The 18,290-nt window shown below is 66.6% G+C and carries 18 protein-coding genes; 8 read left to right on the top strand and 10 right to left on the bottom strand.

Translation table 11 applies throughout. The features are described from left to right. Positions 1-9: 9 nt before the first annotated feature. The 8 genes from QTH97_RS02205 to QTH97_RS02170 all read right to left on the bottom strand — a co-directional run bounded on the left by QTH97_RS02205 (position 10) and on the right by QTH97_RS02170 (position 9,519). Positions 10-1,290, bottom strand: a complete 1,281-nt coding sequence (locus QTH97_RS02205; protein ID WP_286566352.1) for an amidohydrolase family protein — start codon at positions 1,288-1,290, stop codon at positions 10-12. Positions 1,291-1,384: 94 nt separating this feature from the next. Beyond that, the gene (locus QTH97_RS02200; protein ID WP_286566350.1) at positions 1,385-2,308 is read right to left on the bottom strand and encodes an ABC transporter permease; all 924 of its coding nucleotides are present in this window, start codon (positions 2,306-2,308) and stop codon (positions 1,385-1,387) included. Next, on the bottom strand, positions 2,305-3,366 hold the full coding sequence (locus QTH97_RS02195; protein WP_286566348.1) for an ABC transporter permease: 1,062 nt from the start codon (positions 3,364-3,366) through the stop codon (positions 2,305-2,307). Before QTH97_RS02195 ends, QTH97_RS02200 begins: the two co-directional genes overlap by 4 nt. Further along, the gene (locus QTH97_RS02190; RefSeq protein WP_286566346.1) at positions 3,363-4,892 is read right to left on the bottom strand and encodes an ABC transporter ATP-binding protein; all 1,530 of its coding nucleotides are present in this window, start codon (positions 4,890-4,892) and stop codon (positions 3,363-3,365) included. The genes QTH97_RS02195 and QTH97_RS02190 overlap by 4 nt, the downstream gene beginning before the upstream one ends. A gap of 23 nt (positions 4,893-4,915) precedes the next feature. Next, on the bottom strand, positions 4,916-5,917 hold the full coding sequence (locus tag QTH97_RS02185; RefSeq protein WP_286566345.1) for a BMP family protein: 1,002 nt from the start codon (positions 5,915-5,917) through the stop codon (positions 4,916-4,918). 150 nt (positions 5,918-6,067) lie between these two features. Then, positions 6,068-6,697 (bottom strand): uracil phosphoribosyltransferase, encoded by a 630-nt coding sequence (gene upp, locus QTH97_RS02180; protein ID WP_286367663.1) that lies wholly within the window; start codon positions 6,695-6,697, stop codon positions 6,068-6,070. 54 nt (positions 6,698-6,751) lie between these two features. Continuing rightward, positions 6,752-8,161 carry a URC4/urg3 family protein gene (locus QTH97_RS02175; RefSeq protein WP_286566344.1) on the bottom strand — a complete coding sequence of 470 codons (1,410 nt, stop codon included), beginning with the start codon at positions 8,159-8,161 and terminating at the stop codon, positions 6,752-6,754. Further along, positions 8,158-9,519 (bottom strand): GTP cyclohydrolase II, encoded by a 1,362-nt coding sequence (locus QTH97_RS02170; RefSeq protein ID WP_286566343.1) that lies wholly within the window; start codon positions 9,517-9,519, stop codon positions 8,158-8,160. The genes QTH97_RS02175 and QTH97_RS02170 overlap by 4 nt, the downstream gene beginning before the upstream one ends. A 159-nt stretch (positions 9,520-9,678) precedes the next feature. On the opposite strand from QTH97_RS02170, the gene QTH97_RS02165 reads away from it, so the two are divergent. Continuing rightward, entirely contained in the window at positions 9,679-10,248 is a 570-nt protein-coding gene (locus QTH97_RS02165; protein ID WP_286566342.1) for a sigma-70 family RNA polymerase sigma factor, read from the top strand. After that, positions 10,245-10,886: a DUF1109 domain-containing protein gene (locus QTH97_RS02160; protein WP_286566341.1), complete on the top strand. Its 642-nt coding sequence runs from the start codon at positions 10,245-10,247 to the stop codon at positions 10,884-10,886. Before QTH97_RS02165 ends, QTH97_RS02160 begins: the two co-directional genes overlap by 4 nt. Positions 10,887-10,911: 25 nt before the next feature. Here the strand turns inward: QTH97_RS02160 and QTH97_RS02155 are convergent, their stop codons facing one another. Beyond that, positions 10,912-11,385 (bottom strand): Lrp/AsnC family transcriptional regulator, encoded by a 474-nt coding sequence (locus QTH97_RS02155; RefSeq protein WP_286566340.1) that lies wholly within the window; start codon positions 11,383-11,385, stop codon positions 10,912-10,914. A 205-nt stretch (positions 11,386-11,590) separates the two neighbouring features. Here QTH97_RS02155 and QTH97_RS02150 point away from each other — a divergent pair, with 205 nt between their 5' ends. From QTH97_RS02150 to QTH97_RS02135, 4 genes are all read left to right on the top strand, one after another. After that, positions 11,591-12,568, top strand: a complete 978-nt coding sequence (locus QTH97_RS02150) for an ABC transporter substrate-binding protein (RefSeq protein WP_286566339.1) — start codon at positions 11,591-11,593, stop codon at positions 12,566-12,568. 15 nt (positions 12,569-12,583) lie between these two features. Next, positions 12,584-13,516, top strand: a complete 933-nt coding sequence (locus QTH97_RS02145) for an ABC transporter permease (protein ID WP_286566338.1) — start codon at positions 12,584-12,586, stop codon at positions 13,514-13,516. After that, positions 13,516-14,310: an ABC transporter ATP-binding protein gene (locus QTH97_RS02140; RefSeq protein WP_286566337.1), complete on the top strand. Its 795-nt coding sequence runs from the start codon at positions 13,516-13,518 to the stop codon at positions 14,308-14,310. Before QTH97_RS02145 ends, QTH97_RS02140 begins: the two co-directional genes overlap by 1 nt. Before the next feature lie 160 nt (positions 14,311-14,470). After that, complete coding sequence (locus QTH97_RS02135; protein WP_286566336.1) at positions 14,471-15,697, top strand: Glu/Leu/Phe/Val dehydrogenase dimerization domain-containing protein; 1,227 nt, start codon at positions 14,471-14,473, stop codon at positions 15,695-15,697. A gap of 13 nt (positions 15,698-15,710) precedes the next feature. Here QTH97_RS02135 and QTH97_RS02130 read toward each other — a convergent pair whose 3' ends face one another. Then, positions 15,711-17,231, bottom strand: coding sequence for a helicase HerA-like domain-containing protein (locus QTH97_RS02130; protein WP_286566335.1), 1,521 nt, complete (start codon positions 17,229-17,231; stop codon positions 15,711-15,713). A gap of 101 nt (positions 17,232-17,332) precedes the next feature. On the opposite strand from QTH97_RS02130, the gene QTH97_RS02125 reads away from it, so the two are divergent. Together QTH97_RS02125 and QTH97_RS02120 are read left to right on the top strand one after the other, a co-directional pair. Next, a complete protein-coding gene (locus tag QTH97_RS02125; protein ID WP_286566334.1) occupies positions 17,333-17,644 on the top strand; it encodes a phosphopantetheine-binding protein in 312 nt (103 codons plus the stop codon). Between the two features lie 3 nt (positions 17,645-17,647). Then, positions 17,648-18,286 (top strand): COG4648 family protein, encoded by a 639-nt coding sequence (locus QTH97_RS02120; RefSeq protein WP_286566333.1) that lies wholly within the window; start codon positions 17,648-17,650, stop codon positions 18,284-18,286. Positions 18,287-18,290 lie beyond the last annotated feature (4 nt).

Genomic DNA, 18,290 nt, shown 5'->3' with positions numbered 1-18,290 from the left:
CCGGAATCCTCAGCCTCGCTGAATCATCCAGCCGGTCCTGGCTTCGCGGCCGGGCAGATGGAGATCCGCCGTGGCGGCCGGCGTCTGCGCCAACAGGCGGCCCTTGCGATAGACCTTGAGCCGCGTCGCACGCAGCCGGATGGCCTCCACCGGATCTCGCGCCTGCAGCAGCACGAAGCTCGCATCGCAACCGGCTTCGAGCCCGTAGCCTTCGAGGTGAAACACCTTGGCCGCATTGACCGTGACAGCGTCGAAGCACTGCCGGATGCCGTGCTGACTGGTCATCTGCGCCACATGCAATCCCATGTGCGCCACCTCCAGCATGTCGCCCGAGCCCATGCCGTACCACGGGTCCATCACGCAGTCGTGGCCGAAGGCGACGTTCACGCCCGCGGCCATGAGTTCGGGCACGCGCGTCATGCCTCGGCGCTTGGGGTAGGTGTCGTGGCGGCCTTGCAGCGTGATGTTGATGAGCGGGTTCGACACCACGCCGACGCCGCTTTCGGCGATGAGCGGCAGCAACTTGCTCACGTAGTAGTTGTCCATCGAGTGCATCGACGTGCAGTGCGAGCCGGTCACCCGGCCCTGCATCCCGAGGCGCTGCGCCTCGAAGGCCAGCGTCTCGATGTGGCGCGACAGCGGATCGTCCGACTCGTCGCAGTGCATGTCGACCAGCTTGCCGCGCTCGGCTGCGACCTCGCACAGCAACTTCACGCTTGCGGCGCCGTCGGCCATCGTGCGCTCGAAGTGCGGAATGCCGCCGACCACGTCCACGCCCCTGTCGAGCGCGCGCTTCAGATTCTCGACGCCACCCGGACAACGCAGCACCCCGTCCTGCGGAAATGCGACGAGCTGCAAGTCGAGATAGGGCGCCACGCGACGCTTGACCTCGAGCAGTGCATCGACTGCCAGCAGGCTGGGGTCACTCGTGTCGACATGGCTGCGGATCGCGAGGAGCCCCTTGGCGACCGCCCAGTCGCAGTACGCCAGTGCGCGCTCGATCAATGCATCGGTCGTCAGCAGCGGCTTGAGCTCGCCCCACAGCGCGATGCCTTCGAGCAAGGTGCCGCTTTCATTCACGCGGGGCAGGCCGTAGCTGAGTGTGGCGTCCATGTGGAAGTGCGGGTCGACGAAATGCGGCGCGACGAGCATGCCTTGCGCGTCGAGCTTTTCCGCGGCCGGCGCATCGAGCCCGGCCGTGACCTCGGCAATGCGGCCGTCTTGCACGGCGATCGACATCCCGGTGCGGCCGTCGGGAAGGGCGGCGTCTCGTATGAGCAAGTCAAGCATTCCGGTTCTCCTGCGCGTGGCGGGCCAGCGTAGCGAGCCCTGTTCGTGAAAACCCCGCGGGACCGGGTCCGCCGGGCCCCAGGGGTCTGAGGTTCTACCTCTCTCCTTTTCGATACGGTTTCATCAGGGCCTGTGGGTAGCTCGCCTTGCGCGCGACCAGCACCAGCGCCAGGATGGACAACAGATAAGGCAGCATCAGGTAGATCTGGTAGGGCAGCACGGCGTCGCCAGATTGCTGCAACCGCAGTTGCAGCGCATCGAAGAAGGCGAACAGCAACGCGCCCAGCAGTGCCTTGCCGGGCCGCCAGGACGCAAACACCACCAGCGCCACGCAGATCCATCCGCGGCCGTTGATCATGTTGAAGAAGAAGGCGTTGAAGGCCGAGAGCGTGAGGAAGGACCCCGCCACGCCCATCAGCGCCGAGCCGGCGACGATCGCACCCGTGCGCGTGGCCGCGACCGACACGCCCTGGCCTTCGGCCGCCTGCGGGTTCTCGCCGACCATGCGCACGGCCAGCCCGACGGGTGTGCGGTAGAGGACGTAGGCCACCACCGGCACCATCAGCAGCGCAAGGAGGGTGAGCGGCGTCTGCGCATCGAGCACCGGGATGTGCAGCCACTCCATCGGCGCGAAGGGAGTCACCGTAGGTGGCGTGTTGACCTTCGGGAAACTCACGCGATAGCCGTAGTAGCTCAGCGCTGTTGCCAGCAGCGTGATGCCAAGCCCCGACACATGCTGCGAGAGTGCCAGCCCCACGGTAAGGAAGGCATGCAGCAGCCCGAAGACGGCTCCCGTCAGCGCGGCCACTCCCACGCCCATCCACAGCGGCGCTCCCGCGTACACCGCCAGCCAGCCCGCAAAGGCGCCCGCGACCATGATTCCCTCGATGCCGAGATTCAGCACGCCGGCCCGTTCGCACAGCAGCACGCCCAGTGTCCCGAAAATCAGCGGCGTGGCAATGCGCAGCACGGCCACCCAGAACGAGGCGTTCGAAAGAATGTCCGCCACGTCGCTCATCTCAGCCGCACCCGATATTGGGTCAACAGGGTCGCGACCAGCACCGCGATCAGCGAGGCGGCCACGATCACGTCCGCGATGTAGGTCGGCACGCCGATCGCCCGGCTCATGGTGTCGGCTCCGACCAGCACGCCCGCCACGAACACGCCCGCCGCCAGCACGCCCAGCGGATGCAGTCCGGCCAGCATCGCGATCACGATGCCGCTGTAGCCGTAGCCCGGAGACATGTCGAGGGTGACGTAGCTCGTGCGGCCGGCCACCTCGATCGCGCCCGCCAGCCCGGCCAGCGCGCCCGAGAGCAGTGCCACCAGCACGACCGTGCGCGTGACCGGGACGCCGGCAAAGGCTGCAGCGCGCGCGTTCGCGCCTACCGCGCGGATGTCGAAGCCGATCACCGTGTACTTGAAGAGCGCCCACACGATCACCGACAGGGCGCCGGCCCACAGCAAGCCGCTGTGCACCCGCGTCTGCGCGATCAGCTTGTTCAGCTCGAGTTCGGACTGCAGCGATACGCTCTGCGGCCAACCCATCGCCGTCGGGTCCTTCATGGGGCCATCGAGCATGGCGGAGACGCCGAGCAGCACGATGAAGTTGATCAGCAGCGTGGTCACCACTTCGTCGACGCCCAGCTTGTTCTTCATCAGCGCCGGGCCCAGCAGCAGCAGGGCGCCCGCGGTCGCGGCGGCCAGCATCATCAGTGGGTACAACAGCCAGAGCGGCAGATCGAAGCCCGCGCCGCCATGCATGCCGCCCACGGCCACGGCGGCGAGCGCGCCCGCATAAAGCTGCCCTTCGGCGCCGATGTTGAAGAGCCGCGCCTTGAAGGCGACGGTGGCGGCCAAGCCCGTGAGGATCAAGGGGATGGCGCGGGTGAGGGTCTCGCTCCAGGCGAACACCGAGCCGAAGCCGCCTTGCAGGAGAAGCGCATAGGTGCGACCCACCGGCGCGCCGGCCCACAGCACCAGGAGCGCGCTCACCAGCAAGGTGAATCCGACCGCGCCGACGGGCGCGAGCACCAATGCCACGCGCGATGTCCCGTGGCGGCGCTCCAGCCTCATGTCTTCGAGCCCGCCATCGCCAGGCCGATCGCTTCGCGCGTCCACGCCGATGCCGGGCGGGGCTCGCCCAACTGGCCCCCGTGCATGACGGCGACGCGATCGCCCAGCGTCAACACCTCGTCGAGATCGTCCGAGATCAGCAACACCGCCGCGCCGGCGTCGCGCGCCGCGATCAGCTGTTGCTGTACATAGGCCACCGCGCCGATGTCCAGTCCCCAAGTCGGCTGGTGCGCGACGATGAGCCGCGGGATGCGGCGCTGCGCGGGAGCGGACGCCGGCGCGAGCAGTGCCCGCCCGAGAATGAGCTTCTGCATGTTGCCGCCGGAGAGCGACCTCGCAGGCGATTCGAGCCCGGCTCCTCGCACGTCGTAGGCCTTTTCCACGCTGCGCGCATGCGCCTTCGCGGCGCCGCGCCGGACCCAGAGCCAGCGCGAGAAGGCACGGCTGCGCAACCGCTCGGAAACGGCGTTCTCCCACACTGGAAGATCGCCCACCACGCCTACAGCATGTCGATCTTCGGGGATGCGCGCCACGCCGCGCTGCACCAACCGGGCCGGCGATGCGGCCAGCGCACGCCCCATCAGGCTCACCGTGCCCGCGATTGCACGACGCGTGCCGCTCAGAAGTTCGGCCAGCGCCACCTGCCCGTTGCCGGACACGCCCGCAATGGCGGTGATCTCACCGGCCCTGAGCGTGAGCGTCACGTCCTGCAGTCGATCGTGCCCGCTGCCCGTGGTTCGCACGTGATCGAGCACGCAGACGGCATCGCCGACTCGCTGCGCGGGCCGCCGCACCGTGCCCTCGATCGCATGGCCGACCATCCACAGCGCGAGTTGCGCCTGCGTGGTGTCGCTGGTGCGCGACTCGGCCACCAGCTTGCCGCCGCGCAGCACGGCGATGCGGTGCGATACGCGCAGCACCTCGGCCAGCTTGTGGCTGATGAAGATGATCGACAGGCCCTGCGCCACCATCTGCGCGAGCGTGTGGAACAGCGCCTCGCTCTCCTGCGGCGTGAGCACGGCCGTGGGTTCGTCGAGGATCAGGATGCGCGCGTCTCGGTACAGTGCCTTCAGGATCTCCACGCGCTGACGCTCGCCCACCGACAGGCTGCCCACCAGAGCATCCGGCTGCACCGGCAGGCCGAAGCGCTGTGCCACGTCCATCAGCTTGGCGCGTGCCGCGCCGCGGCGGGAGAAGGGCTTCCACAGCGACTCCGTGCCCATCAGCACGTTGTCCAGCACGCTGAGGTTGTCGGCGAGCGTGAAATGCTGGTGGACCATGCCGATCCCCGCGGCCAGCGCCGCCTTCGGATTGCCCGGTGCGAGCGGCCCGCCGAACACGTCGATGCTGCCTTCATCTGCCACGTAGTGCCCGAACAGGATGGACATCAGCGTCGACTTGCCCGCGCCGTTCTCGCCGAGCAGCGCCAGCACCTCGCCCGCCTGCAGTTCGAGCGAGATGCCGTCATTGGCCACCAGCGCGCCGAAGCGCTTGGTGATGCCGCGCAGCGCGAGGACTTGGGCCAAGAAGAGCTACTTGGGGGTGGACTTCACTTCGCGGTGGATTTGGGCTGGCTATCGTCCACTTTCACTGTGAACTTGCCCGACAGGATGTCCGCCTGCTTCGACTTGACCTTGGCGGCGATGTCGGCCGGCACCTTGCTCTCGAAAGTGCCCAGCGGCGCAAGTTCGGACCCCTTGTGCTTCATCATCGAGTACTGGCCGTAGTCCTCGGCGGCGAACTTGCCCTCCTTGACCAGCTTGATCGCGCGGTCGGCGGAAGGCTCGAAGTTCCACAGTGCGGAGGCGACGACCGTGTCCGGGTACTTATCCTGTGTGTTGATCACGTTGCCGATCGCGAGCTTTCCCTTTTCCTTGGCTGCATCGCTCACGCCGAAGCGTTCTGCGTACATGACGTCCGCGCCCTTGTCGATCATCGCGAAAGCCGCTTCCTTGGCCTTGGGCGGATCGAACCAGCTGTTGATGAAGCTCACGCTGAACTCCACCTTCGGATTCACTTCCTTGGCGCCCGCCATGAAAGCATTCATCAAGCGGTTCACCTCGGGGATCGGGAAGCCGCCGACCATGCCGATCTTGTTCGTCTTGGTCATGCCCCCGGCGACCATGCCGGACAGATAGGCCGGCTCCTGGATGTAGTTGTCGAACACCGAGAAATTCGGCGCCTGCGGCTTGAGCGACGATCCCATCAGGAACGCCGTCTTCGGAAAATCCTTCGCCACCTTGCGTGCCGCCGCTTCGACGCCGAACACTTCGCCCAGGATCAACTGGTTGCCCGCCGTCGCGTATTCGCGCATCACGCGCTCATAGTCGGCGTTGGCGACGTTCTCGGTCGCGGTGTATTCGATTTCCCCACGCGCCTCCGCCGCCTTCAGCGCCTTGTGGATGCGCCCCACCCATTGCTGCTCGAAAGGCACGGTGTAGACCGCCGCCACCTTGAGCTTGGCCTGCGCCAGCGCGAGCCCAGGCGCCCCCGCCGCGAGCGCCGCGGCAACGGCAACCGAACGAATGATCAACTGACGGCGAACAGTCACAGTGCTTCTCCTCGGGTTATGAATTCGCAAGGCAAGTAGTTCGCGCCCCATTCCAGAAACGCCGTGGAACCGGCTCCGCCGGGCCACAGGCGTTGCCCCCGGTAGGGGGAAGGCGAAGCGACACGAAGTGCGCGCAGCCTGGGGGCGAGTTCATTTGGTCCCAAAGATCCGGTCGCCGGCGTCGCCAAGGCCGGGCAGGATGTAGCCATGGCTGTTCAGTTCGCGGTCGATTGCCGCGGTGTAGATCGGCACATCCGGATGCGCGTCCTGCATCGTCTTCACGCCTTCGGGGCAGGTCAGCAGGCAGACGAACTTGATCGACTTCGGATTCAGTTCCTTCAACCGCTCGACCGCCGCCACCGCCGAGTTGCCGGTGGCCAGCATCGGGTCGACCACGATCGCGTCGCGCTCTTCCATGCCGCCGGGCATCTTGAAGTAGTACTCCACCGCGGTCAGCGTCTTGGGGTCGCGGTACAGGCCGATGTGGCCGACGCGCGCGCCCGGGATCACGCTCAGCATCCCGTCCAGGATGCCCGTGCCGGCGCGCAGGATCGACACCAGCACGACCTTCTTGCCGTCGATGACCTTGGCGTGCATCGTCTCGAGCGGGGTCTCGATCTCGATGTCCTGCATCGCCATGTCGCGCGTGACCTCATAGGCCATCAGCATGCTGATTTCATTGAGGAGGCGGCGGAAGCTGTTGGTGCTGGCTTCCTTGCGGCGCATCAGTGTGAGCTTGTGCTGGACGAGGGGGTGATCGACGAGGTGGACGTTGCTCATGGTGGTCGAGAAGCGGCTGGGCGTTCTTGTCGTTGTGAAAAAAGAGGGTGGAGTCTAGAAGACGGTGCCGTCACTCTCGATGCGCAAGGGCGGTGCACCATCACGCAAGCGCTGTGCCATGACGCGTCCGGCTGCCCAGGTGCCGCCTTCGAGCACGCGGGCGAGCGGCAACTCTTCCTCGCTGCGGCCGAGCACCTTGCGCACGCGCGGAGCCAACTCGTCGAGCAGGGCGATGGTGAGCGCCCGCCATTCGACGATGAACTCGTCGCTGACCTTCCAGTCGCGCAGGAGAAAAGACGGGTCCTTCGGAACGATCATCCCGCTGTCGATCAGCAGGCCGCCGTTGCGGTACTCGGGCAGCGCGGTGAGCGCTTCGAGATGGCGGACCTTGACGCCGGCCCATTCGAAGGGTTCGAGCATCGAATAGGTGAGCCACTGCGAGAGCTTGTGGAACGGCATCCAGCCCCTGGTCAATCCAGGGCCCGGCACCGCGCTGTGTCGCCAGCAGTCGCCCAGCGCCAGCGCCGGGTCGCCGGTGCCGATGCCGCCCGGTGCATCGCTGCCGTCGGCCGCGATGCTGTCGATCGCATTGGAGGACGGCCAGATGCCGGAAAGCGAATCGAGCAGCAGCGAGAGGATTTCGTGCGCCGTGACCTCGGCGGTCGGCGGCGCGGCGGGGCCATAGGGGCCGACGAGCGCATCGAACAGTCGGCCCGGCCGGCCATCGTCGCCAAACACTTCGGGCTGCTCGCTCATCGCCTCGCCAAGCCGACGCAGCAGCGTGGCCCGGCCCGTGAGACCGACCAGTGGGTTGACCGTGTTGACCTGGAAGGCATCGCCGAGCCGGTCAGTGACCAAGGCGCGCAGTCCGGCCGAATCGGCCTGCAGCGGCTGCGCGGGATTCGACGAGAACAGGCCGCTCGTGAAGGCGTGGAAGCTCGCGACGCCCAGCCCTTCGGAGCGCGTGAAGCGCTGGCCGGTGGCCGCCTCGATGTAGTGCCAGTCGGGGCCGGCGCCGGCATCGAGCAGCACACTCACCAGCACGAGGTCGATGTGCGCGCGAGCGCGCTGGCTGGCGGTCGCGTTGCCCAGCAGTTCGTCGAGCGTCCTGACCCGGTTCACGCCGCCGGCTTCGAAATGGCGCCAGCGGCTGTGGTACGGGATGGGGCTCCAAGGGTAGCGGTCGCGGGTCACTTCGGCCACGGTGCGTGCCGTGTCTTCCATCGCATTGTCGGCGCCGATCGTGAACCACTGCGAATCGCCGGCGCGGGCGCGCGCCAGCAGTGCCGCCGCCCGGCTGCGCACTGCCTGCGTCGTGCGCAGGTAGGCGGCGGCGCCGGCCGGGTGATCGGTGTCGGGCACGAATTCGGCCGACGGGTCGACGTGCCCTTCGGGGTCGACACTGCGCACGGCCGGGTTCGAGGTCGGTCGATCGGGGTCCAGCCCGTAGTTGTCCCTGCTCATTGATCGAGCCCCCGGCCCTTGGCCTTCTTGAGTTCCTCGGCGTCGGGCACCGCGCCCGGCGTGAAGTAGCCGGCCGCCATCTTGGCGTCCATCTCGACGCGGGCGTCGGCCGGGATCAGTTCGTCGGGAATGTTCACGCGCGTTCCGATCTCGATGCCCGAGCCTGTGATGGCATCGAACTTCATGTTGCTCATCGACACCAGGCGGTGGATCTTGCGGATGCCGAGCCAGTGGAAGACGTCGGGCATCAGTTCCTGGAAGCGCATGTCCTGCACGCCGGCCACGCATTCGGTGCGCGCGAAATACTGGTCGGCCGTGTCGCCGCCCACCTGGCGCTTGCGCGCGTTGTAGACCAGGAACTTGGTCACCTCGCCGAGCGCACGGCCCTCCTTGCGCGAATAGGCGATGAGTCCGACGCCGCCGCGTTGCGCGCCCTGGATGCATTCCTCGATGGCGTGCGTGAGGTAGGGCCGGCAGGTGCAGATGTCGGAGCCGAACACGTCCGAGCCGTTGCACTCGTCGTGGATGCGCGCCGTCAGTTCGACATCGGGGTTCGCGAGGTCGCGCGCATTGCCGAAGATATAGAGGGTCTGGCCCCCGATGGGCGGAAGGAACACCTCCAGGTCGGAGCGCGTCACCAGCTCGGGGTACATGCCGCCCGTTTCCTCGAAAAGCACCCGGCGCAGGTCGGTCTCGGAGCAGCCGAAGCGCTTGGCGACCGCGGGCAGGTACCAGACGGGTTCGATCGCCGCCTTGGTGACCATCGCCGCCCCGCCGGCCGTCAGGAACTTGCCGTCGGCCTTGAGCCGGCCCTTCTGCAAGGCCTCGATGACCTCCGGCAGGATCACGTGCGCCTTGGTGATCGCGATGGTGGGCCGAATGTCGTAGCCGGCCGCGAGTTCGGCGGAGAACACATCCGCCACCACGGCACCCCATGGATCGAGCGAGACGATCTTGCCGGGCTCGCTCCATTGCGGATAGGGGCCGATGGCGTCGGTCGGCGCCGTATTGGTGAGGTCCGCCTTGTGGTGCGGCGACAGGGCGCCCGAGGCCACGGCGAGTGCGCGATAGACGCTGTATGACCCGCTGTGCGTGCCGATCACGTTGCGGTGCGCGCGCTTGGTCGTGGTGCCGACCACCGGTCCGCGTTCCGCCGCGGTGGCTGCGCCCCACTGGATCGGCAGGGCACCGAACCCGCCGGCATGCGACGTCAGGCGGATGTGGCTGCGCTGGGGGGATGAGCCGGGATAGACCGGCGAGATCGACACCGACTCGGGCGGCGCGACGTCAGGAGAGGGCTCGGGAGACGTGGAAGAAAGCGATGGAGAGGATGGAGTCGGAACGGTGTCAACGGACATTGCAGGCCCTCAAAAACCGCAATGTACCGACGGCTCCCATAACTGGCAAGCAACTGCATACGCCATTTGTCGTAATGCGCTGCCGAGCCTGCGCGACGGCACAATCCGCCGGATCTCTTTTTCCTGATGCGCCTGTAACCGGCCGACTCGAAAGCACGAATGACCAGTGGGAGCCCGTTGGCGAAGAGCGACGCGGAGCGCGTGCTGCACGACCTCTTCGTGCGCGGTCTCGACGGCGACGCGGCGGCCTACCGCGCCTTCCTCCAGAAGCTCAGCACCCACCTTCGAGCGTTCCTGGCCAGGCGCCTGTTCGGTTGGCCCGATGAAGTGGAAGATCTCGTACAGGAATGCCTTCTCGCCATGCACAACCAGCGCCACACCTACCAGAGAGACCAGCCGCTGACGGCCTGGGTGCATGCGATCGCGCGCTACAAGATGATCGACCTGCTGCGCGCCAAGGCAGGCCGCGAGGCGCTGCATGAACCGCTGGACGACGACCTGGCCGTTTTCGCCGAATCGGCCACCGAAGCGAGCGATGCGCGCCGCGACCTGGCGGGGTTGCTCGACACCCTGCCGGACCGGCACCGCCTGCCCATCGTGCACGTCAAGCTCGAAGGCCTCTCGGTCGCGGAGACCGCGACGCTGACCGGCATGTCGGAGTCCGCGGTGAAGGTGGGCATCCACCGCGGCCTGAAGGCACTCGCGCTGAAGATCAAGGAGTCCCTATGAAGACAGACGACCTTGTCGCGATGCTCGCCACCGGTGCGGCGCCGGTGCCTCCGGGTGCGGCTTCGCGCAGGCTGTCCATCGCGCTGCTGGTCGGCGTGCCGCTGTCCTTCGCGTGGATGACGCTCGTGTATGGCATGCGGCGCGACCTCGCCCAGGTGATGGTCTGGCCGATGTTCTGGGTCCGCATGCTGCTGCCGATCTGCGTGGCGGTCACCGGCTTCGTCATCTTGCAGCGACTGGCGCGACCCGGCGTGCTCGTGCGCCGGGCCTGGCTGGGGCTCGTCGCGCCATTGGGCGTCATCTGGGTGATGGCGGCCGTGATGTTGTTGTCATCGCCGGCGGAGGAGCGTCCGACGCTGATCATGGGGCAGACATGGCGCACTTGCGCAATGAACATCGCCACGATTTCCCTCCCGGTATTCATCGCCGCCCTGGTGGCACTGAAAGGGCTCGCGCCGACACGGCCCGCACTTGCGGGCGCCGCTGCGGGCGCGATGGCGGGAGGGGTGGGCGCTGCCGTCTACGCGCTGCATTGCCAGGAACTGGCTGCGCCCTTCCTGGCGGTCTGGTACGTCGCGGGCATTTCGTTGCCTGTGGTGGTGGGCGCCCTGGCCGGGCCTCGAATTCTTCGCTGGTAACCCGGGCGTCTCGCGCCGGTGCGGCTCAGTCCGGCAAGGGCAGGGCGCTGGTGCACTTGAACTCGTCAAGGCAGACGCTGGATCGCACCCCGTCCACGCCCGGCAGGCGCATCAGCTTGTCGATCAGGAACTGCGACAGGCCCTTTAAGTCGCGCGCGATGACCTTGATGACGAAGTCGTAGTCGCCGGTGATCGAATAGCACTCCAGGACCTCCGGCAGGTCGGTGACCACATCGGTGAACTTCGTCAGGTCGCGGATGTGGCCCTTTTCCATGGCGATGAGGATGAACGCCACGACGTGCAGGTCCAGCCGGGCGGCATTCAGGCGCGTTTCGTAGCGCGCGATGAAGCCGGCCTCCTCCAGACGCCGGTGGCGGCGATGGCATTGAGCGGGCGACAGGCCGGCGGCCGCCGCCACTTCCAGGTTGGATGCGCGTCCGTGCTCTTGCAGGAAGCCAAGGATCTTGCGGTCGATGCGGTCGAAATCAGGGTCTTGCAAGTTCGTCTCCTTGTTTGGCGAGTTGGCGAAATTATGTTGCTCTTCCAAGGGTTCGCCCCGACGCGCGATGAAAACAGATTCTCCGCGCAAAAAATCACACTTACTCCCCTGGAACGCGGTCTACCGACGCGAACCTGACAGGCGCCCGATCGGGGTGGCCGTCGCAAATTGAACCCTGCCGACTATTTCTCATCAGGACTCCACAGTGAAATATCCTTTCTTGCGTTCCTCCTTCGCCCTGCTTGCCGTCGCGCTCGCCGGCGCCGCCGCCCCCAGCCACGCCACCGACAAGACGGTGTCGGTCGCAGTCACCTCGATCGTCGAACACAAGGCCCTTGACGCGGTGCGCGACGGCGTCAAGGACGAGCTGAAGTCGGCCGGCTTCGAGGCCGGCAAGAACCTGAAGTACGAGTACCAGAGCGCCCAAGGCAACAACGGCACGGCGGCGCAGATCGCCCGCAAGTACGTGGGCGAACGGCCGGACGTGATCGTCGCGATCGCCACGCCGTCGGCCCAGGCCGTGGTGGCCGCGAGCAAGGACATCCCGGTCGTCTACAGCGCGGTCACCGACCCGGTCGCCGCCAAGCTGGTGAAGGGGTGGGAGGCGTCGGGCACCAACGTGACCGGCGTGTCCGATCTCTCTCCGCTGGACAAGCACCTCGAACTGATCAAGCGGGTAGTGCCCAACGCCAAGCGCGTCGGCGTGATCTACAGCCCGGGCGAAGCCAATTCGGTGTCGATCATCGAGGCGCTGAAGAAGGCCATGCCGGCTGCCGGCATGACCCTGGTGGAGGGCGCCGCGGCGCGGACTGTCGACGTGGCCAGCGCGGCGCAGAGCCTCGTCGGCAAGGTCGACGTCATCTACGCACCCACGGACAACAACGTGATGTCGGCGTTCGAGGGCATCGTCAAGGTCGCGCAGCAGGCCAAGATTCCCGTGGTCGCGGCGGACACCGACGCGGTCAAGCGCGGCGCGGTCGCGGCATTGGGCCTCAACTACTACGACATCGGCCACCAGACCGGCAAGATCGTGGTGCGCATTCTTCAGGGCCAGGCGCCCGGGACGATCGCCTCGCAGACCAGCAGCACCTTCGAGCTGCACGTCAATCCGGCCGCCGCGCTGAAGCAAGGCGTGACGCTGCCGGACGAGCTGGTCAAGTCCGCTCAAGTCGTCGTCAAGTAAGCGGGCGTCGCCAACATGTCGCTCATTGCATCCCTCGGTGCGATCGAGATCGGACTGATCTTCGGGCTGGTTGCCCTCGGGGTCTTCCTCTCGTTCCGCATCATCAACTTCCCCGACCTCACGGTCGATGGCAGCTTCCCGCTCGGCGGAGCCGTTGCCGCCGCGCTGATCGTGGCGGGCTGGAATCCCTTCGCCGCGACGGCGGCGGCGATCTCGGCCGGTGCGCTCGCCGGCTACCTCACCGCATGGCTGAACGTGCGGCTGCGCATCATGCAGTTGCTCGCCAGCATCCTGGTGATGATCGCGCTCTATTCGGTGAACCTGCGCGTCATGGGCAAGCCCAACATCGCGCTCATCGACGAGCCGACGGTCTTCAGCATGGTCGCGTTCGGCGGCATGCCCGACTACGTGCTCAAGCCGCTGGTGCTGCTCGTGATCGTGATCGCGGCCAAGCTGTTGCTCGATCTCTTCTTTGCATCGGAAGCGGGCCTGGCCATGCGTGCCACGGGTGGCAATCCGCGCATGGCGCGGGCGCAGGGCATCTCGACCGACCGGCAGACGGTTTGGGGCCTGGCGCTGTCCAACGGGCTGGTTGCGCTGGCCGGCGCCCTGTTCGTGCAAACCCAGGGCGGCGCCGACATCTCGATGGGCATCGGCACCATCGTCGTCGGCCTCGCGGCGGTGATCATCGGAGAGACGATCCTGCCGGCGCGCAGCCTGGTCGTCACGACGCTGGCCTGTGTCCTCGGGGCGGTGCTCTACCGCTTCTTCATCGCACTTGCGCTGAACAGCGACTTCATCGGCCTGAAGGCCCAGGACCTGAACCTGGTCACCGCCGTGCTCGTCGCATTCGCGCTGCTCGTTCCCACCTACAAACGCAAGCTGGCCGCGCTCAGGCCGGGCGGCGCCGGCCGGATCGCGGCCGCTACTGTCAAGGAGGCCAACTGATGTTGCACGCCAAAGGCCTGGAGATCACCTTCAACCCCGGCACGCCGATCGAGAACCGGGTGCTGCGAGGCTTGGACCTGAAGATCCCGACGGGACAGTTCGTCACCGTCATCGGTTCGAACGGCGCCGGCAAGTCGACCTTCCTGAATGCCGTCAGCGGCGACCTGATGGTCGATCGCGGCACCATCCGCATCGACGACGAAGACGTCACCCGCCGCCCGGCTTGCGAGCGATCGAACCTTGTCGCCCGGGTCTTCCAGGACCCCATGGCCGGCACGTGCGAGGCACTCACGATCGAGGAAAACATGGCGCTGGCCTGGAAGCGTGGCGCCCGCCGCACCTTCGGCTTCTCGCTGACGCGCAGCCTGCGCGAACTCTTCCGCGAGAAGCTCAGCATCCTCAACCTCGGCCTCGAAAACCGGCTGGCCGACCGCATGGGCCTGCTCTCCGGCGGGCAAAGGCAGGCGGTCAGCCTGCTGATGGCGTCGCTGCAACCGTCGCGCATCCTGCTGCTCGACGAGCACACGGCGGCGCTCGACCCGAAGACGGCCGCCTTCGTGCTCGAACTCACCGCCCGCATCGTCGAGGCCGGCAAGCTCACGGCCATGATGGTCACGCACAGCATGCGCCAGGCGCTCGACTACGGCACCCGCACGGTGATGCTGCATGAAGGCCGCGTCATCCTGGACGTGAAGGGGGAGGAGCGCGCCGGCATGGACGTGTCCGATCTCCTGCACATGTTCGAGAAGACACGCGGCGAGAAGCTCGACGACGACAAGCTTCTCCTGGCCTAGGCAGAACGCCAGGCTCGCGCACTTCGTGACGCGCTCCACCCCCTGCCGGGGGCGATACCGGCGGGCCGGCGGAGCCGGTTCCGCTGTCTCCCCGGTATGGGGCTGGCGCCGGTTCGTGCGTCGCCACTGAACACACTGGTTTCCATTTTGAAAGACTGAGATGAAAGAACTTCTGAATCGCTTTGAGAACAAGGCGCCCGAGATCGTTTTCGAGTGGCACGACGCGGAGACGCCGGCCAAGGGCTGGGTTGTCATCAATTCGCTACGCGGTGGTGCCGCCGGCGGCGGGACGCGCATGCGGGCGGGCCTGGACCGGCGCGAGGTCGAATCGCTGGCAAAGACGATGGAGGTCAAGTTCAGTGTCTCGGGCCCGGCCATCGGCGGCGCCAAGTCGGGCATCGACTTCGATCCGGCCGACCCGCGCAAGAACGACGTGCTGCGGCGCTGGTACAAGGCGGTTACGCCTCTGCTCAAGAGCTACTACGGCACCGGCGGCGATCTGAACATCGACGAGGTGCATGAGGTGATTCCGATCACGGAGAGCTACGGCCTGTGGCATCCGCAGGAAGGTGTGGTCAACGGGCACTTTGCGCCGAGCGACAGCGAGCGCATCCAGAAGGTCGGCCAGCTTCGCATGGGCGTGGCCAAGGTCGTCGAGGATCGGGCGTACTCGCCGGACATCTCGCGCAAGTATGTGGTGGCCGACCTGATCACCGGCTGGGGGGTGGCGGAATCGGTGCTGCACTACTACCGGCTCTATGGCGGGCAGGTTGCGGGCAAGCGCGTCATCGTGCAGGGCTGGGGCAATGTCGGCTCGGCCGCCGCGTACTACCTGGCGCAGGCCGGTGCGAAGGTGGTTGGCATCATCGACCGCGAGGGCGGGTTGCTGAATCCGGATGGCTTCAGTCTCGAGCAGGTTCGCCAACTCTTCCTCGAGAAGCGGGGCAACCAGCTTTCGGCCAAGTACATGCTTCGATTCGATGAAATCGACAGCCTGGTCTGGAGCGCGGGCGCCGAAGTCTTCCTGCCTTGCGCGGGATCGCGGCTCGTGACGCAGGCGCAGGTCGAAGCGCTGGTCAAGGGCGGCCTCGAAGTCGTGTCCAGCGGCGCCAACGTGCCGTTTGCAGATCGCGAGATTTTCTATGGACCGATCTACGAGAAGGCGGATTCTCAGGTCGCGGTCATCCCGGATTTCATCGCCAATTGCGGCATGGCGCGCGCCTTCGCGTTCCTGATGCAGGACAACGCCGAGATTTCCGATGCGGCCATCTTCAGCGATGTCTCGGCGACGGTGGCCGCTGCGCTGGAGCGTTGCCATGCGCGCTCCAGCGCGCGGACCGGCATTGCGCGCACGGCGTTCGAGAACGCGCTGACGGAGCTTGTCTGAACGTCGGGGGCCGCTAGCGCTTCTTGGAGCCGAAGATGCCGCCGAGCACGCCCCGGAGGATTTCCTTGCCCACCGTGGTGCCCATGGTGCGGACGGCGGACTTGGCCATCGTCTGTGCCAGTCCGTCGCGCTTGCCGCCGCGCGGGCCGGTGGAACCGAAAAGGATTTCGTTGAGACTGCCCATCATGCCGCCGGACTCCTGGGGCGCGGCCGTGCCCGTGCCCGGCTTTCCGGCGGCGACGGGTGCGTCCGGCGCCGTTTCGGCCCGGCCCTTGAGCTTTTCGTAGGCCGACTCGCGGTCCACCGATTTCTCGTACACGCCGGCCACCAGCGAATTCGCGATCAGCGCCTGCCGCTGTGCCGGCGTGATCGGGCCGATCTGGCTGCCAGGCGGGAGCACGAACACCCGTTCCGTGACGGACGGGCGCCCCTTTTCGTCGAGAAAGCTCACCAGCGCCTCGCCAACAGCGAGTTCGGTGATGGCGGCCTCGATATCCAGGCCCGGCTTCTGCCGCATCGTGGTCGCGGTCGCCTTGACTGCCTTCTGGTCCCGAGGCGTGAAAGCCCTCAGCGCGTGTTGCACCCTGTTGCCGAGCTGGGCGAGCACCGAATCCGGGATGTCCAGCGGATTCTGGGTGACGAAGAAGACGCCGACGCCCTTGGAGCGCACCAGCCGCACCACCAGCTCGATGCGCTCCACCAGCGCCTTGGGGGCCTCGTTGAAGAGCAAGTGCGCCTCGTCGAAGAAGAAAACCAGCTTGGGCTGCTCCGGATCGCCGATCTCGGGGAGTTGCTCGAACAGCTCCGACAGCAGCCACAGCAGGAAGGTCGCGTAGAGACGCGGCGAGTTCATCAGCTTGTCGGCCGTCAGGATGTTGATCACACCCTTGCCGCCCTCGGTCTGCATGAAGTCGGCGATGTTGAGCATCGGTTCGCCGAAGAACTTGTCGCCGCCCTGGCCCTCGATCTGGAGCAGGCCGCGCTGGATGGCGCCCACGCTGGCAGCGCTGACGTTGCCGTACTCGGTCGTGAACTGGCTGGCGTTCTCGCCGACGTGCTGCAGCATCGCGCGCAGGTCCTTGAGGTCGAGCAGCAGGAGACCGTTGTCGTCCGCGATCTTGAACACCAGGTTCAGTACGCCGGCCTGGGTTTCGTTCAGGTTGAGCATGCGGCCCAGCAGCAGCGGACCCATGTCGGAGACCGTGGCCCGCACGGGGTGGCCCTGTTCGCCGAAAACGTCCCACAGCGTGACGGGACAGGCAATGGACTCGGGCTGGTCGAGGCCGCGGTCCTTGAGCGTGGCGGCCATCTTGGTGCCGATGCTGCCTTTCTGGCTGACGCCGGTCAGGTCGCCCTTGACGTCCGCCATGAACACCGGCACGCCGATGTTCGAGAGCTTTTCGGCGATGGTTTGCAGCGTGACGGTCTTGCCGGTGCCTGTTGCGCCGGTGATCAGGCCGTGGCGATTGGCAAGGCCTGGCAGCAGGTTGCATTCGGCGGTGTCGTGGCGCGCGATGAGAAGAGGGTCGGCCATGGGTGTTTCCGTTCGTTGGCAGGGAAGCCAGTCTAGCGAAGGCCGCCTTCTATAATTCCGACCCCATGCGATAGTTCACACCACGTTCCCGGAGTTTTCTTTTGTCATTGACAGCCCATTCCCCCATTCCCGCCGCTGGCGACGCGTCCGGACAGTCACCCCTCGAGAATGAATTGGCCGTCCTTCTGGTCGAATCGCTCAACCTGGAGGTCGCGCCGTCCGACATCGTGCCAACTGCGCCTCTCTATGGCGAAGGGCTCGGACTCGATTCGATCGACATCCTGGAAGTGGCGCTCGAGGTCTCCCGCAAGTACGGGTTCCAGTTGCGCTCCGATGACGAGCGCAACCAGCAGATCTTCTCGTCGCTACGCAGTCTTGCGGCCCACGTCGCGCAGAATCGCGGCGCTTCCTGATCCATGTCCCGATGGCGCATGGCGCTCCTGCTGCTTGCGGGGGTGGCCTATGCCTGTGGTTCCCACTGGATGATGCTGTATCACGCGGCGGAGCCGTGGGCCTTGGCCGTGCTGCTCGGGCCTTTGTGGCTCACTGCGCTGGGCATTGCCGGTAGCCGCTTCGGCAACTGGGGCCTGGCGCTCGCGGGCGTGCTGGGCGTGCTGCTGTTCGCGCTCGTGCTGCGTGGCGAGGCGGGCGATCCGAACCGGCTCTACATGTTCCAGCACGTGGGCATCAACGTCTTGCTGTGCGGTTGGTTCGGCGGGTCGCTGCGTGGTGGCCGACTGTCGCTCATCGGCCAGTTCGCCGAGCGCGTGCATCCGCTGTCGCCGGCCATGCTCATCTACACCTCGCAAGTCACCTTCGTCTGGGCGCTCTACTTTGCGGCCATGGCGGTGGCCTCGGTGGTGGTTTATGCGTACTTCTCGTTCGCCGCCTGGTCGGTGCTTGCGAACCTGCTGACGCCGGCCATGATCGGCGTGATCTTCGTCGGCGAGTACCTGGTGCGCTATCGGCTGCATCCCGAATTCGAGCGCACCCGCCTGGTCGATGCGGTGCGCGCCTTCTACAGCGCGCCGGTCGATCGCACCGCGCGACATTGAACCG

Origin of the sequence: Variovorax gracilis, assembly GCF_030317115.1 — a bacterium.
Taxonomy (GTDB): domain Bacteria; phylum Pseudomonadota; class Gammaproteobacteria; order Burkholderiales; family Burkholderiaceae_C; genus Variovorax; species Variovorax gracilis.
This window is presented reverse-complemented; position numbering and strand designations above follow the sequence as displayed.

What these genes read in the sequence shown, in the direction of transcription:
- QTH97_RS02205 (WP_286566352.1), bottom strand. Translation starts at nt 1,290, where the DNA reads ATGCTTGACTTGCTCATACGAGACGCCGCCCTTCCCGACGGCCGCACC.
- QTH97_RS02200 (WP_286566350.1), bottom strand. Translation starts at nt 2,308, where the DNA reads ATGAGCGACGTGGCGGACATTCTTTCGAACGCCTCGTTCTGGGTGGCC.
- QTH97_RS02195 (WP_286566348.1), bottom strand. Translation starts at nt 3,366, where the DNA reads ATGAGGCTGGAGCGCCGCCACGGGACATCGCGCGTGGCATTGGTGCTC.
- upp (WP_286367663.1), bottom strand. Translation starts at nt 6,697, where the DNA reads ATGAGCAACGTCCACCTCGTCGATCACCCCCTCGTCCAGCACAAGCTC.
- QTH97_RS02175 (WP_286566344.1), bottom strand. Translation starts at nt 8,161, where the DNA reads ATGAGCAGGGACAACTACGGGCTGGACCCCGATCGACCGACCTCGAAC.
- QTH97_RS02170 (WP_286566343.1), bottom strand. Translation starts at nt 9,519, where the DNA reads ATGTCCGTTGACACCGTTCCGACTCCATCCTCTCCATCGCTTTCTTCC.
- QTH97_RS02165 (WP_286566342.1), top strand. Translation starts at nt 9,679, where the DNA reads ATGACCAGTGGGAGCCCGTTGGCGAAGAGCGACGCGGAGCGCGTGCTG.
- QTH97_RS02160 (WP_286566341.1), top strand. Translation starts at nt 10,245, where the DNA reads ATGAAGACAGACGACCTTGTCGCGATGCTCGCCACCGGTGCGGCGCCG.
- QTH97_RS02145 (WP_286566338.1), top strand. Translation starts at nt 12,584, where the DNA reads ATGTCGCTCATTGCATCCCTCGGTGCGATCGAGATCGGACTGATCTTC.
- QTH97_RS02140 (WP_286566337.1), top strand. Translation starts at nt 13,516, where the DNA reads ATGTTGCACGCCAAAGGCCTGGAGATCACCTTCAACCCCGGCACGCCG.
- QTH97_RS02135 (WP_286566336.1), top strand. Translation starts at nt 14,471, where the DNA reads ATGAAAGAACTTCTGAATCGCTTTGAGAACAAGGCGCCCGAGATCGTT.
- QTH97_RS02130 (WP_286566335.1), bottom strand. Translation starts at nt 17,231, where the DNA reads ATGGCCGACCCTCTTCTCATCGCGCGCCACGACACCGCCGAATGCAAC.
- QTH97_RS02120 (WP_286566333.1), top strand. Translation starts at nt 17,648, where the DNA reads ATGTCCCGATGGCGCATGGCGCTCCTGCTGCTTGCGGGGGTGGCCTAT.